The organism is Nitrospinota bacterium, from assembly GCA_027619975.1.
Taxonomy (GTDB): Bacteria; Nitrospinota; Nitrospinia; order Nitrospinales; family VA-1; genus JADFGI01.
Window position 1 is genome coordinate 75,655 of record JAQCGX010000004.1, and the last position, 14,095, is coordinate 89,749.

General features: G+C 49.6%; 13 protein-coding genes. 5 read left to right on the forward strand and 8 right to left on the reverse strand.

The features are described from left to right. Nucleotides 1–663: 663 nt before the first annotated feature. Both O3C58_02310 and O3C58_02315 read left to right on the forward strand, forming a co-directional pair. The gene (locus O3C58_02310) at nt 664–1,548 is read left to right on the forward strand and encodes a FecR family protein (protein ID MDA0690698.1); all 885 of its coding nucleotides are present in this window, start codon (nt 664–666) and stop codon (nt 1,546–1,548) included. 896 nt (nt 1,549–2,444) lie between these two features. Further along, complete coding sequence (locus O3C58_02315; protein MDA0690699.1) at nt 2,445–2,633, forward strand: hypothetical protein; 189 nt, start codon at nt 2,445–2,447, stop codon at nt 2,631–2,633. A gap of 60 nt (nt 2,634–2,693) precedes the next feature. Here O3C58_02315 and O3C58_02320 read toward each other — a convergent pair whose 3' ends face one another. From O3C58_02320 to O3C58_02335, 4 genes are read right to left on the reverse strand one after another with little or no spacing between them, the layout of a single operon-like run. Beyond that, a complete protein-coding gene (locus tag O3C58_02320) occupies nt 2,694–3,476 on the reverse strand; it encodes a hypothetical protein (GenBank protein ID MDA0690700.1) in 783 nt (260 codons plus the stop codon). Nucleotides 3,477–3,491: 15 nt separating this feature from the next. Continuing rightward, the gene (locus tag O3C58_02325; protein ID MDA0690701.1) at nt 3,492–4,304 is read right to left on the reverse strand and encodes a formylglycine-generating enzyme family protein; all 813 of its coding nucleotides are present in this window, start codon (nt 4,302–4,304) and stop codon (nt 3,492–3,494) included. A 30-nt stretch (nt 4,305–4,334) separates the two neighbouring features. Beyond that, complete coding sequence (locus O3C58_02330; GenBank protein MDA0690702.1) at nt 4,335–4,898, reverse strand: 3-isopropylmalate dehydratase; 564 nt, start codon at nt 4,896–4,898, stop codon at nt 4,335–4,337. A 19-nt stretch (nt 4,899–4,917) separates the two neighbouring features. Continuing rightward, nucleotides 4,918–6,219: a 3-isopropylmalate dehydratase large subunit gene (locus O3C58_02335; GenBank protein ID MDA0690703.1), complete on the reverse strand. Its 1,302-nt coding sequence runs from the start codon at nt 6,217–6,219 to the stop codon at nt 4,918–4,920. Between the two features lie 267 nt (nt 6,220–6,486). Between O3C58_02335 and O3C58_02340 the strand changes: the two genes are divergently transcribed. The 3 genes from O3C58_02340 to O3C58_02350 all read left to right on the forward strand — a co-directional run bounded on the left by O3C58_02340 (nt 6,487) and on the right by O3C58_02350 (nt 9,898). Beyond that, nucleotides 6,487–7,539 carry a radical SAM protein gene (locus tag O3C58_02340; protein ID MDA0690704.1) on the forward strand — a complete coding sequence of 351 codons (1,053 nt, stop codon included), beginning with the start codon at nt 6,487–6,489 and terminating at the stop codon, nt 7,537–7,539. 253 nt (nt 7,540–7,792) lie between these two features. Continuing rightward, on the forward strand, nt 7,793–9,244 hold the full coding sequence (locus tag O3C58_02345; GenBank protein ID MDA0690705.1) for a DASS family sodium-coupled anion symporter: 1,452 nt from the start codon (nt 7,793–7,795) through the stop codon (nt 9,242–9,244). A gap of 309 nt (nt 9,245–9,553) precedes the next feature. Continuing rightward, nucleotides 9,554–9,898, forward strand: a complete 345-nt coding sequence (locus O3C58_02350; protein MDA0690706.1) for a rhodanese-like domain-containing protein — start codon at nt 9,554–9,556, stop codon at nt 9,896–9,898. Between the two features lie 15 nt (nt 9,899–9,913). On the opposite strand, the gene aroE is transcribed toward O3C58_02350, so the two are convergent. Genes aroE through fliD form a run of 4 tightly spaced genes read right to left on the reverse strand, consistent with a single transcriptional unit; the run spans nt 9,914 to nt 13,985 of the window. Beyond that, on the reverse strand, nt 9,914–11,383 hold the full coding sequence (gene aroE / locus O3C58_02355) for a shikimate dehydrogenase (GenBank protein ID MDA0690707.1): 1,470 nt from the start codon (nt 11,381–11,383) through the stop codon (nt 9,914–9,916). Nucleotides 11,384–11,427: 44 nt separating this feature from the next. Continuing rightward, complete coding sequence (locus O3C58_02360; protein MDA0690708.1) at nt 11,428–11,694, reverse strand: hypothetical protein; 267 nt, start codon at nt 11,692–11,694, stop codon at nt 11,428–11,430. Nucleotides 11,695–11,712: 18 nt separating this feature from the next. Continuing rightward, nucleotides 11,713–12,153 carry a hypothetical protein gene (locus tag O3C58_02365; protein MDA0690709.1) on the reverse strand — a complete coding sequence of 147 codons (441 nt, stop codon included), beginning with the start codon at nt 12,151–12,153 and terminating at the stop codon, nt 11,713–11,715. 2 nt (nt 12,154–12,155) lie between these two features. Further along, nucleotides 12,156–13,985 carry a flagellar filament capping protein FliD gene (gene fliD, locus O3C58_02370; GenBank protein MDA0690710.1) on the reverse strand — a complete coding sequence of 610 codons (1,830 nt, stop codon included), beginning with the start codon at nt 13,983–13,985 and terminating at the stop codon, nt 12,156–12,158. Nucleotides 13,986–14,095: the final 110 nt, after the last annotated feature.

Below are 14,095 nucleotides of genomic sequence, written 5' to 3' on the forward strand. Positions count from 1 at the left end.
CAGGGCCAACGCCCCAATTCGTCGATGCTTTTTTCATCGATGGCGGCAATCACGACCTCAGGACCGGGAGAGATCGGTCCACGCCATTGAAAATGAGCTTTTTGGAACAGGAGTTCCAAATGGTATAGGATGGGTGGGTTCAGTCTATATAAAACAACCATAACCATGATGATCGATAGACCAAACACCCACGGTGCTGTTTTTCTCATTACGGCCAAAGACAATCAAAATGTTTTCAATAATTTGATTATACCATGCAACATTAAAATCTCTTAACTTGACATATCAAGGCAAAATTCTAAAATAGACTCGAATTTAGCAGGCATCCACAGTCGACCATAGAATCTACTTTACCGGGGAAATACGATGAACATTCGGAAAAAATATTCAAATTCAGGATTCCGATTTTCCTTACCTATTGTGGGTTATATCATTTTTGTTTTTATTTGCCAGGCAGTATTTTTGCCCAACGCTTTCTCCAAGGTGCAAGGGAAAATCACCCGCGGGGAATTCATCAAGATAATGGCTCAACATCAACCCGAGAATCCCCTTTTTCCGAAAAATCCCGCCGGGCTTCCTGATAAAGAATTATACGCCCAAACGGTCTAGTCTCTAAAACAACAGGGCTTTAATACTTTAGAAGGCAAAGGCTCGGACGATCCATTGAAGGATATTGAGTTTATAACCGTGACCTACGCTTTTACCGGAGCGCCTGCAGGGAAAAGCCTTCTCGATCAAAAACTTTATTTAAAAGAGGCCGGAATTGTTATTTCCGCCGATATCGGCCTGGCCACAGGTGTCGAGGGAAAAGTTTTTCAGTTTGCCGAAGGAGATAAGACAGGAAGACGTACCGAGCTGGCTTCCCCCGTATTCATGAATGATCGGATCAACACCGCCGTGAATTCCAAAGTTTCTTTTGCTTTCGATGATGCCAGCACACTCTCCCTTGGGGAAAATGCCAAGGTCAATATCACCAAACATATTTACGACCCGGATCAGGAATTACGGCAAACTGTCGTCCAGGTTTCCCTGGGAGCGGTTCGGTTTGTTGTGACCAAGGCAAAATCCAAGGATTCCACTTTTGAAGTCATCACCCCTGCGGGCATTGCCGGAGTGCGGGGAACAGAGTTTGTTGTCTTCGTTGAGCCCAGCGGGAAAACCACCTTCGTTGGGCTCGAAGGCTCCATTGAAACCATTCCAATGTCTCCGACAGGACGCCCGGGAATGCCTCAGATTGTTTCCCGTGGGCAAACTCTGGAAGTCTCGGAATATGGGAAGGCCGCATGGGTCACCAAGGCCCCTTCTAACCTGCTGCAAAAAGCCAAACAGGAAACCACTATCCAGCATACGATTTTCCCAAATCGGGGCATCACCGAAGCCCAGGCCGAAAAAGCGGCGGAAACCGCTAAAGTGGCTCGATTGGCCCATGATGCCGAAGAGAAAAACAACACTGTCCCTGGAGGTGGAGACCTCAAAACAAATCCTATGCCCAACGATAAAGAAAATTTTTCCAAGGCGCCTTTGAAATTGGAAAAGTTTTTGGGATAATAGGAAAAATTTTTCAAATTCCCTTTCTCCGCCCTCTAATCTTGTTTGTTCTTTTTCCGTAAAGCCCCCACCAGCAATAGGCGCTATAAAAATCGAGCTGGATTTCAGATGTAAAATTGTGACCCCGGTCACTAGATTGTGTGACTCCTATCCTACCCCCACTTTCCATAACGCTATACGCTTATAACTGAGGTTAAATGCATTTCTAAATACCGGAAGTTCCTGAATTGAGGCTCGATATGGATTTTCCTTTTGGCATTCCATTAGTAAGAACTCAAAAGATCCCCCCGAAGCCCTGCCTTAAAGTATCCTTCCTGGCTGGTATCGGTGCATCTTACACAAGACAATTAAATCATTCACCAGCCCATCAAAAATCTCAGGAAGATCTTTTAGCAATAGGGAAGTAAACAAGGTCCGTTTGGCAAAGTTCGCCTCCTTTTCTTTGTCTCCGACCCTATGGCCGGGCACCCCCCAATTCCCTTCCAAAGGGTCGGAGGCGGACCTTTCCATTATCAAACCCGGACACCATTAAGGGCATCTCTAAAAATTGACAACGACGCCGAATCGCCAATTCAAAGAAGCGTCTTTTGTTTTAGTAGGACAGGCGACCTACCCTTAAATTTAAGGATAGGTCGCCCGTGCCACTGATTTAAGAAACTTTTGCACACGATTCTATTTTCTGTGAAAACTAATTTTTAGAGATGCCCTTAAATCTAAAATTTCAACTGGCAGGGTTTTGTTCGGATTTTCTTGAATCCTTTAGGAGGCTAAGAATATCTTATAGAAAGGTAGCATTGCTAATCCCTCTCTACCGCCTATCGGGAGCGTCACTGTTCCCGGTAGGTTTTTTTTTGCCGAAGTCATATCCCAAAAACCGTTTTCATTAAGAGTGGCCCATGGAATTTTATGAGAAAATCAACGACTGTCTGAAGGAAATAAAAGCGGAAAATGAAAATTTCAACAAGGCTCAGGAACCTGAGGATCAGATCGAAGCCCTAAAAGAAATGCTGGATGGATTCATGCAGGGCGCACAAAGCGTGCGCGAAAAAATTGACAGCTACAATGACCGCCGGTGGCAACGGTAGATAAAGAAAAGATAGGGGCTGGGGTCGCCCCTATCCTTACCTTAATTGAGCCGCTCCCGCCTAAAACATTTGCAGTGATTTCAGGCTGGGCAAGGTCGCGGTTTTTTCAAGATTCAAGGCGGTGTCCACATCCACACTATTCCGAACCAAAACCAAAGTTTCCAGTTGGGTCAGAAACTTGGACTGCACCAAAGCTTTAATACCTTCCGGTCCAATTTGGTTGTTGTACAAATCCAGACTTTTCAGATTGGACAAATGTGGCGAATTGGCAATCGCGATTGCCCCTTGATCGGTGATTTGATTCGCATCCAGATTGAGAACCGTCAGGTGGCTGGCGTTGGCAGACTGGACCAGGGCGCTCACGCCTTCGTCTCCCAACTTGTTGCGGGTCAGTTTCAACTCCTTCAACTGTCCAAGATGCGGAGACTCCGCCAGCATCTTTCCTCCCGCGCCCGTGAGATCGTTGCCCCAAAGATTCAGCAGTTCCACATGCTTAAAGGTTTCCGATTGTGCGAGAATACCTACTCCTTCATCTCCCAACTTGTTCCCCTGCAGGGCAAGAGAAACGACATTCGTAAGTTCCGGGGATGACGCCAGAACGGACATTCCCTTAACGCCGATCTCCGAATTATTAAGGTTGATCCCTTTCCCATCGGGGCTGGTTCTTTCTTTAATATGAGCCGGAATATCCGCCGGCGGTCCTTTGTGCCTGCTGTAGCCGTGATGCCCTCCGCCTTTTTTGCCTTCTTTACCCGCGTGCTTACTCGGGTCATAGCCCCAACTTGATTGCGCGAGAAAAAGTATCGCAATTGCGGGGACAGCCCATTTTAAAAAATTGTGCATTACAAATTCTCCATTTTAAAGGTCGCGGACACAACGGAACCCGATATAGTTTTGGGGTTGATCGGGAATGGCTTTGCCGCGGATTGCCGAACGCGCAAGGTCCATATTCGACTGCCACGACCCCCCTTTTATGACTTTTAACAATTCTCCGTACATATCACTTTTCTGATTGTTTCCATTATAAGGCTTATACCAGTCCGCCGTCCATTCCCAGACGTTCCCGGCCAGGTCTTGAATTCCGAAAGGACTCTTACTTTCTTCATAATCCCCCACCGGCGCCGTGTAGCGGTTACCATCTTCCATGCCCCGGACATTGGCCAGGGTTGGGTCCGGTTCATTGCCCCACGGATAATAACGGCCATCAGCGCCCCTGGCCGCTTTTTCCCATTCCGCTTCCGTAGGCAACCGCCCCTTGACCCATTGGCAATAATCCGCAGCATCCTGCCAGGAGACGCCCACAACAGGGTGGTTGGATTTATTGAACTTCGGTTCAGCACTGTACTTGGATACGCTTCCCAGGACCTCTTTCCTGAATTTCTTAAATTCTTCGTTGGTCACCTCGTACTTATCCATATAATATGCGTTCAGGTGCACCTGTCGCGCCGGAGTTTCATCCTGATACCAATCCAGAGATTCGGAAAAAAAAGTGGTCGCGACCCATTTGATATCCACCTCTGTGCTCCCCATCGTGAAGGGACCTGCGGGGATGAGAACCTGACCCGGTTTTTTAGGCGCATCCTCAAGCACGACACCACCCGCTGTGGATAAAAAAGAAAAAAAGATCCAACACAGGATCATCGCAACTCTGAGTGTCATTTTTTTGTTCATAGAAAAAAACCCGATCTTCCTTCCTGTCAGCTATTTCGGAATCAATCCCGCCTTCTTAGCGTATTCAAAGATATTTCCCGCCCGAATTATTTCGATGACCTCTCCCAACGATTTTAACTGATAGGTCTTGTTGGAGGTTTTATTGGTCAACGTTCCCGCGTCCACATCGATCGAGAGCATGTCGCCGGTTTTGATTTCATCCACCAGACGCACCTCGGATTCAAATGGAATGAAGAAACCGCCGTCCACGGAATTGCGGTAGAAAATTCGAGCGAAGGACTCCGCCACCACGGCGTGGATACCGGCAATCTCCAGACACGCCGGGGCATGCTCCCTTGACGAACCACAGCCAAAATTTTTGCCACCAATGAGGATGGCATATTCCGACAGGTACTCGCCCTCCTTCACAAACGGGTGGTTGCCTTCGGGAAGACCCGCGCCCTCTTTCGGAACGCCCGAAAGGGAGAATTTCCCATAATTCTTTCTTTCTTCCGGCTCCGTCAAACTGTAAACCAGATGCTCGGCGGGAATGATTTGATCGGTGTCAACATCATTGCCCAGCACATAAGCCTTGCCTTCAATAAAGTGTTCCATAAGTATTTTAAAACCAGTTTCAACTGTTGATAAATTCTCTTGGGTCGGTGATCCTGCCCGTCAGAGCTGACGCCGCCGCCGTGTAAGGGGACGCGAGATAAACCTGAGACTGCTTGGACCCCATTCGACCGGGGAAATTGCGGTTGGTGGTGGAAATCACCACTTCCTCGGCATTGGCCCGGCCAAACGTATCCTTCGGCCCTCCCAGACACGCCGCACAGGAAGGCTCTCCTATCCTGGCTCCGGCATTTTTAAAAATGTCCATCAGGGTTTCCCCGTCCAGGGTTTCTTTATAAAGATCCTGCTCCACTTCCCGGGTGGCGGGAACGATGAAGGTTTCGATCGCCACTTTTTTGCCCTTGAGCAATTGCGCCGCCGCGATAAAGTCGGTCAGCTTGCCGCCGGTGCAGGAACCTATATAGGATCGGTCCAGCTTAACGTCCTGACATTCTCTGACCAGGGCTTTGTTGTCCGGCGAATGAGGTTTCGCGACAACCGGCTCCATCTCGCCTGCCTTGTAGGTTTTTGTGAAATAATAATTGGCGTCCGCATCGGAATGATAAATTTTGTAAGGCTTGTCGGTCCTGGTTTTCAAATATTCCAAGGTCACATCGTCGGCCTCAATCACCGCATTTTTTCCGCCGGCTTCAATGGCCATGTTGCAAAGCGTCATCCGCTCTTCCATCGAAAATTTATAGACGGCATCCCCTGCCCATTCCATGGCACGGTAGGTCGCGCCATCGACGCCGATGTCGCCGATGACCTGCAGGAGGATGTCCTTGGCCATGATATACGGCGGGAAGGTTCCGGTGAATTCAAAGCGCATGGTTTCCGGAACCTTGAGCCAAATTTTTCCGGTTCCCAGAATAAACGCGGCGTCGGTGTTGCCGATTCCGGTGGAAAACATGCCAAACGCGCCGGAGGTACAGGTGTGCGAATCGGTTCCGAACAATATCTCGCCGGGGCGATTGTGCCCTTCCTGCGCCAGGGCGATATGGCAGACGCCTTTATAATTTTCAGTGCCCACATCGTAATAGTAGGGAAGGTCCTGCTCTTTGACGAACTCGCGCAGGATGTCTATATTGCGGTTGGCGTGCTTGTCGGATGTAAAAATATAATGATCCGGGATGATGACCACTTTCTCCCGGTCCCAGACCTTGGCGTTTTCGCCGAATTGCTTTTTAAAAATACCAATGGTCCCCGGACCACAAACGTCGTGGGTCATCAGCACATCCACGTCCACCCAGATGTTGTCCCCAGGTCGAACCGATTCTTTTCCCGCGTGCGCGGCAAGTATCTTTTCCGTCACTGTCATTCCCATGAAACAGTCTCCCTCCTGAACCCAGATTTACCTGGGCAGAATCCAGCATTCATCTTAAGCTTAAAAAAAACAATCAGTTCACATCGCCCTGTCAATAATGAGAGCAATGGCTATAGTTTTTTACTTCAGCGTCCGTTAAGAGTATAAAATACCATTTAAACCTGCTGGTACGAACAAATTTTTAAAAAATATTCTCTTATCATCCCGGCTTTCACCACAAAAGTCTTTGATAGTAAACGGTAAAAGCCCGATTCCCACTTGCACCCTATGCTCAGTCTGGTTCTCGATACATTTAACCGATTGAAATATAAGATCCCCGCCAAGCCGCGCCATATTCAGATTGAAGTCACCAATCGTTGCAATATGGACTGTTCCATGTGCCCCAGAGAAGATCTTGAGATCGAGCTGGAACACATGGACTGGGATAAATTCGCCGCCGTTGTCGAGCAATTGCAGGGCACAGAAGACATCACCCTCACCGGCTGGGGAGAACCCTTTCTTCACCCCAGAATATTCGATATGATCGCCTTCTGCAAGGACCGTGGGCACAAGGTCATGATCACCTCCAACGGCTTGTTCACCAAACCCGCCATTGCAGAACAGATCCTCCAGTCCGGCCTCGATACCCTCACGTTTTCCATCGACCGCGTGGAAGGAAGCGACAGCGCCGAGGAAGGTCACAACAACAACGGGGTGTACCAGAATATTGAAAAGGTGGCCCGGATGCGGAAAAAGGGGAGTCTCTCCCTGCGCCTGCAATCGACCTTGCATGCGGACTGTGAAAACGATCTTTATGACGTGATCCGCTATGCCGGAAAAATCGGCTGTGAAGTGGTGAATGTCGGACGCCTGGATCGGAAATACGCCCCCAACCTGAAACGCCCCAACTTGAAGGAAGAGGAGCGCATTTTCCAGAACGCAAACCGGGTCGCCAAGTCCCAGGGCGTGCAACTGGACTGGATTCAGTACTCCGTTTCCAAAGGCATCATGCGGTTTGCCTACAAGCTGTTGCGCAAAAAGCTGCACCGCTCCGGTAAATACTGCCTGAAAACTTTCGACAACGCCTATATCAGCCGCGAGGGCAACGTCACCCCCTGCTGTCTGTTGCCCGAAGCGAAGATGGGCAATATGCTCGATCAAAACCTGGAGGCTATCTGGCAGAGCGACGGATTCAACGATTTCCGGGAAAACTACAGGGATACCTGCGGGTCCTGCGATTTGTGGACCATCTCCCAGGTGGACATGGGGGAACAAAATTCGAGTCAACCAGATAGAAACTCGGATGCGTTGGCAGAGAATCCATCGCCCGTTAACGTTTGACCCACCCCCAGGCGGGCACGGCAATTAGCCAACCCCCTCTCCCCCCTAAACCGCTCTTACATTTCCAATAAAAGCCATTCGCGCTTCTCTGCAACCCATTGTTATTTATTGCAGGATTTTCATGTATATTGTAGGGTACGCATCGGCTGGAAGAGATTGTGTTTGTTGGGTTAATCAGATTAAACCCAAAAATACCCCCTCATCCGGCTCTGCTGGGCGCTGAAATCATACTGTAAAATTACATTGGACCCGGATGCAAAACCGCGAAGATAACTCCCAGATCATTGTCGATCGCCGACCGTTGTGGATCGTCATTCTCGATAGAATGCGGCGACCCATTCTGCTGACCTTGATCTTTGCGGTTTTTTTGATCCTGCTGAATCAGGAAGGCCCTCAGGATCTGTCCCCTGAGGGTTATAAGGTCCTCTGCGTGTTTTTTCTCTGCGTCAGCCTGTGGTCCACCAACCTCATCCCGCTATCCATCACCAGCCTCTTGGCAATCGCCCTGATTCCCCTGCTGGGAATTATGGAAGCCTCACAGGTCTATTCTTTTTTTGGCAACCGGGCGGTCTTCTTCATTCTGGGCGTTTTCATTTTATCGGCGGCGATGGTCGGGTCGGGCTTGAGTGTCCGCCTGTCGATGTGGGTGATGGAGCATTTTGGCGGCACTCCCAAAAAACTGATCACATCGATTTATTTTTTTGGCGCCATCAGTTCCTGTTTCATGTCCGAGCACGCGGTCGCGACCATGCTGTTTCCGATCCTGACGGAAATCGTCAGCGCTCTGAACCTGCAAAGGGGGACATCGGTTTTTGCCAAGGCTTTATTTTTTGCCATGGCCTGGGGGTGCATCATCGGCGGGGCCATGACGGTTCTGGGCGGCGGGCGGGTTCCTCTCGCCGTTGAGATTCTTGAAAAATCGACCGAGGGAACCAGCACCATCGGCATTCTGGAATACACGCAGTTGAGTTTTCCTCTGGTGGTGTTGCTCTTCCTCTGCGGCTGGGTGGTTCTGGTCACGATGTTTCCTCCTGATCTTGACGACATCAAACCCGCTCAGGATATTCTGGCGAAAAAACATCAAACTCTAGGAGCCATGACATTTCAGGAAAAAGGCATCGCCGTGGTGATGGGAGCTACCCTGTTCACCTGGTTTGGTTATGGAGATGCACTGGGAATCGCGAACATCGCCATCCTTTCTCTGGTCCTGTTATTTTCGCTCAACCTCATCAATTGGAAAATGGTCGAACCGCATATCAACTGGGCCATCATTTTGATGTATGGGGGCGCCATCTGCCTGGGCGAAGTCATGGCCACGTCAGGAGCGGCTTTGTGGCTGTCGCAATCTCTTTTCGAGGGGACGGTGCAATCGGGGTTCCTGTTCTTGATTTCCATCGCCGGGCTTTCCCTGTTGTTCACCACCATCATGAGCAACTCGGCGGTGATCGCAATCCTTCTGCCGCCTGCCATCAGCATGTGTGAGGCTTATGGAATCAGTCCAGCGCTTGCAACCCTGACCGTTATTTTGCCCAGCAATTTCGCGTTCAGCCTGCCCATCGGCACGCCGGCCTCCGCACTCGCCTATTCTTCGAGATACATCACGCTTGGGGAAATGATTCGGGCCGGGTCTCTGCTCAGCCTGCTGGGTATGGGGTGCTATCTTTTCCTGCTGTTTGTTTACTGGCCGATGATCGGGTTCAAATAAAATGAGGCAGGCTCAGGGAGATCCGAGAGGGAACGGACCCCCCTGAGTGCTCAGTGGACGGAAAAATTTGTCTTAAATTTTCCCGCACTACATTCTTACTTTGGATAATTTTAATTGAGCAAAACCTATGCCATTAGCGGCACACCCCATACCCTTTCCACGCAATCGAGGGGATTTCAAAGCATACCCTGAATACGGTATTTTTGAGGCGTCACTGAACATCAAAACTCGATATCAATGTATGAAACACCTGTGTGGTATTGTTGACACAGCAACCACCCCACTCCAATAAGAGGCCTTTTTTCAATCATGACAATTCCAAAAGTGCTGGAAATCCAACCTTTGGTTTTAAAGAAATGCATGGATGCCGGAGAAGATATTTGCCTGGTCGATGTCCGCGAAGCCTGGGAACACTCGCTGGCGGCGATTCCCGGCTCTGAACATATTCCCATAGGCGAACTGGTGGACCGTGTGCAGGAACTGCTTTACGAGGAGAACATCGTGGTGTACTGCCATGTGGGAGAACGGTCTTACCGGGGAGCGATAATCTTAATGGAGTCGGGATTTAAAAACGTGCACAACCTGGTAGGCGGCATCGACGGCTGGTCGCAGGTGGTTGACGCTTCGGTGCCGAGGTATCGAGCTGGGGGTTAAGAGCCTAAATCGTCCTCACTTCCCTTCAATCTTCTCCATCAACACGTCACGCATGGCCTGGGCGGGGGCTTTGTTTCTGGTCCACATTTCGAATTGACCGACCGCCTGGTTGATGAACAATTCCACGCCGGAGATGACCGTGCATCCGGCCTCCCTGGCTTCCTTGAGGAGACGGGTTTCAGGCGGATTGTAAACCGAATCAAACACCACCATCCCCGGTTTTAAATTGCGATTGGAGAACGGCGTTGTATCGACATTGGGGTTCATGCCCACAGGCGAACAGTTGATCACCACATCGTAATCGTGGTCGTCGATATCGCGGATGCTGGCCAGCCGGCAATCCAGCTCTTTTGCCAGCTGTACACCGCGCTCTTTATTTTTGTTGTAGGTCACCGTCAGATTAGCCCCCTTGGCGACCACGCCATAACCGATGGCCTTCGCCGTGCCGCCGGAGCCGATGATCAAAACATTTTTATCTTTTAAATCCAGATGCGTCTCCAACGCCTGAATGGCGCCGCTGCAATCGGTGTTATAACCTTTCCAGCCAGCGTCCTCCTTGACCACCGTATTCACAGCGCCAATTTTTTGCGCCGTTGCATCAACCGCATCGAGAAGAGGCATGATTTTCTCCTTGAACGGCATAGTCACGCTGAGCCCGGAGAAAAACTCTTTGAACTCGTTAAAAAACTTTTCCACATTTTTGACCAGAAACGACACGTAGATGTCGTTCGACCCGATTTCCTGAAAGGCGCGGTTGTGGATCAGATAGCCCATGCTTTTTGACACCGGGTTGCCGATGACTCCGTAAATTTTAAAGTTTTCCCTTGGACGATCGGCGCGATAAATATTTTTGAGGGTACTGGCGAGAATCTGTCCTGGGGCGCTTTCCTTGCCCGTCTCCAGGGAACCAAAAGTCAGGAACCCTCCAAACAGCGGAGACAGCACACGGCTGATTTCGCCGTTGTCTCCCATGCACAAGGCGATCAGTTTCCGGTTCTCAATTCGCGCCCGTTCGAGCAATTTAAACATTTTTAAATTGTCGTTGATATCTTGAGCGTAGGTCACTATCTTCAAAATATCTCCCGGTAAATCGCACATGATCTCGTAAAGCGGTTCGAGGTCTTCCAGGGTGTTGCTGAAATTATGGTAGGAGAGAATGACCTGGGTCTTGCTTTTATTTTCAAGAACCGATTGCAATAATTCTTTCGGCGTCGAAGTTTCGATGTCGATATAATCCACGCCCGCCACAATCGCCTGGCGCAAAATTTCGACGCGCTCCTCTTCCGAGCCTTTAAACTGACCGCCTTCCAGCTTTGTGCGGTTGGTGACGATCAGGGGAAGCTTTGTTGCCTGCATGAGTGCTGGCAAATCGAATCGGGCGATCAAATCGAGACGCAGTTCAATAATATCCGCTATCTTTTCCGCGGCGGAAATATCTTCTAAAGCCTTCTGCATGGAAGGGCCGACGATGGGGATGCAAATCATAAGTTTGTTTTATCAAAAAGGGGTAATAGAAGTTGGGCCTGCAACTAATCAGGCCCCATTCTTGAGAGATTCCTTGGCGTTGTCAAGGGCTTTGGGTTTGCCCTCTTCAACCTCAGTTGGCTTTTGGGGACGGGTGCGGTTTGCGCGTCCTGATTCTCCTGCAACAGGCGCTCGGCGGTCGATGAAATAGAAACCCGGTCCACCTGACCTTGAGCGCTTTTGAACGGATACTTCTGGTTCAATTCGGCGATCCGGTTCTGGTTCTGGTAAACCTTGGAAATTTGAGTGCTGCGAACAATTGAAAAGTCCATAGTATTTTCTTTAAAAGGTTAAGCGTTTTTTGAAATTTTTGGTTTTATGCGTTGCGATATTTTGTATCCCTTCAGCAGGGCTTTCCTATCCTTGAGATCGAGGATCTTGTCCTGAACCAGAAATTTTCTGGCGAGCAATTCCGCCTGGCAGTCATTTTCCAGCGCGATGATTTGCTCCAAAACAGCCGCCACCTCTTCTCTCAGGCTCGCCGCTGCCTTCTCGATTTGGATCGATGTTTCCCCGTTCCATCCTGTAAGTAGTTCTTCAATCCGGGCTTCATTTTTCCGCGTGACTTGCAGGATGTTGTCCTTTTCTTCCATGATGGCCTGCAATCGGGTTTCGTCTTCCTGTTGAATGCGACCCACCTGCTCTTTCACAAGCAGCAACAGCTGGTCGTAGCATTTTTTCTCTTCCTGCAAAAATTCCAGAACGGCTTTTGCCGGTTGGTTTTGTTTCATATTCAAGCCACCGCAATCAGGGTTTGTGTCGTGCGTTTCAAGGTAGAACTCTCCTCGAATTGACGCAATTTCGCCGTTATAAAATTAGGAATTTTAGAACTCAGAGAGTTTGCCTGCCGATTGCTGGCACTATCTCCCGGCCCTGATTCCAGAATTCGGTTCAACTGTTTATCGAGTAGAGGGAGAATACCGTTTTCAGGATTGTTTAACAAGTCCAACACTTCTTCGGAGTTGATATTCAATGCCCGGTCAAGTTTTTCCCGGTCGACGACGAAGGTGTCATCCTGCAAAGTTTTAATACCGATCGAAGTCAGCCTTTGAATGAGGGTTCGTTCGGCACTCTGGATAGAAGGAGTCCCTCCGCTTTTAAGAGCGCTGATCACAGAGGACAGAGTCTGCTCCTGCACACGGTTTTTATCCGTATTTTGCACGTCGATGCCAATCAGCCCTGGATATTCTCTTTTGCCGCGCACGGCATCAATGTTGCCGTTCCGCTGGTTCAGTTGTCTGGTTTTTTCCTGAGGGGATTCCACAAGGTGCTCGCGGATTCTCTGAATTTGCTGGTCACTTTGAAAGGTTCGGGATTGCGCCAGAAGATCGTTCAGGGTGATGACGGCGGCATTGAACTGTCCAAATAAAGTTTGGATTTTAGAAACCACGTCCGAGGCGTCGATAAAAATACGGACCTCGGCTTGTCGTTCGGAAGTCTGCTTGACGGTCAGGGTGGTATCTTCAGCAACGTTTTGAAAGGTATTAGAAGCGCTGGTGACGGGTTGCCCATCCACCTCAATTTGTGCGCTTTCAGGGCTCTTGTTCAAATTAACCGGAGGGTTGCCGGAATCGTACTGGCGCTCCCTCAATACGGAGTTCCCTTTTCGGTCGCTTTCGAAAAACCCCAGCGCCAGAAGAACATCATCCTCATCACGCAAATCGATGCGTGTATCGCTCCCCGTAAGACTGGTAAACACCAGTCGATTTTCGCGAACGGAGGCAACCACTTTTGTTTCGGCGCTGCCGCCATCCAGCCGCTCGTTATTGTTGCTGTCTTCAGTTGGGTCTAAAGCTCCATCGCCATCTGTATCTTCATTGACATACACCCCCGGTCCAAATGTGGAGCCGGCCACGCTATACGTTTCCAGGACAGCATTGCCGTTTAAATCTTCCGCCCTGTCCAAAGCCCCGTTGTGATTCTGGTCTTCGCCAAAATTGATTTTATTTCTTATATCGAAAACGGAATCCGAGGATTCCACGGTGACCTTGGTTCCGTTGATGAAAAAACTTCCCGAAAGCCCTAAAGCGCCCGTTGTTTGCGCATCGGACACCAGAACATCGACCTGAGCCAACCGGTCCGCTCGAACCGAAAAATTGGTCACCGGGCTGTTCTTTCCCGTTGCCACCTGGACCACGCCGCGCTTGGAAGACTTGCCACTGCGAAAATTCAAGGCGTCCTCCCCCTGCAATCGGGACACCCGGCTCTGCAGATTTTGCAAAGTGCTCTTCAGATCGTTGAGCCGGTCCCGTTTCAATTCGAGAAACCGTGACGTTTGCTCCAGACCATCGGCAATCGGGAGGCGTTGAGAGCTGGAACTTTGCGACAAAATTTTTACCGCATCCGCCGCCCGAAGTCTGGAGAAAGGCCCGGTCGCCTCCAGAGAATTGATTCCTGCCGAAGATTTATTGACGGAATCGAACAGAATATCTCTCTTATTTGAACGGGGCGTTTCTGTGAGAGCGATTTTCGCCTGCGGCTCTGCAAAGGAAGGGGAGCTTCTACTTCCCGGTGTGGGAGTAAAAAATAAAAATGCGGAATTTTGGCTTCCCGTGACTTGCATATAACAATCCTTCAAAAATGCAAGCTCTCGGGAAACAATTCAAGTGCCGGAAACCAATAACCGATAAGAGTATCAGGCAAGGCTTTGACTTGTCAGGCTTTTAAACAAAA

Coding starts and splice junctions, on each gene's coding strand:
- O3C58_02315 (MDA0690699.1), top strand. CDS start 2,445: ATGGAATTTTATGAGAAAATCAACGACTGTCTGAAGGAAATAAAAGCG.
- O3C58_02320 (MDA0690700.1), bottom strand. CDS start 3,476: ATGCACAATTTTTTAAAATGGGCTGTCCCCGCAATTGCGATACTTTTT.
- O3C58_02325 (MDA0690701.1), bottom strand. CDS start 4,304: ATGAACAAAAAAATGACACTCAGAGTTGCGATGATCCTGTGTTGGATC.
- O3C58_02330 (MDA0690702.1), bottom strand. CDS start 4,898: ATGGAACACTTTATTGAAGGCAAGGCTTATGTGCTGGGCAATGATGTT.
- O3C58_02335 (MDA0690703.1), bottom strand. CDS start 6,219: ATGGGAATGACAGTGACGGAAAAGATACTTGCCGCGCACGCGGGAAAA.
- O3C58_02340 (MDA0690704.1), top strand. CDS start 6,487: ATGCTCAGTCTGGTTCTCGATACATTTAACCGATTGAAATATAAGATC.
- O3C58_02345 (MDA0690705.1), top strand. CDS start 7,793: ATGCAAAACCGCGAAGATAACTCCCAGATCATTGTCGATCGCCGACCG.
- O3C58_02350 (MDA0690706.1), top strand. CDS start 9,554: ATGACAATTCCAAAAGTGCTGGAAATCCAACCTTTGGTTTTAAAGAAA.
- aroE (MDA0690707.1), bottom strand. CDS start 11,383: ATGATTTGCATCCCCATCGTCGGCCCTTCCATGCAGAAGGCTTTAGAA.
- O3C58_02360 (MDA0690708.1), bottom strand. CDS start 11,694: ATGGACTTTTCAATTGTTCGCAGCACTCAAATTTCCAAGGTTTACCAG.
- O3C58_02365 (MDA0690709.1), bottom strand. CDS start 12,153: ATGAAACAAAACCAACCGGCAAAAGCCGTTCTGGAATTTTTGCAGGAA.
- fliD (MDA0690710.1), bottom strand. CDS start 13,985: ATGCAAGTCACGGGAAGCCAAAATTCCGCATTTTTATTTTTTACTCCC.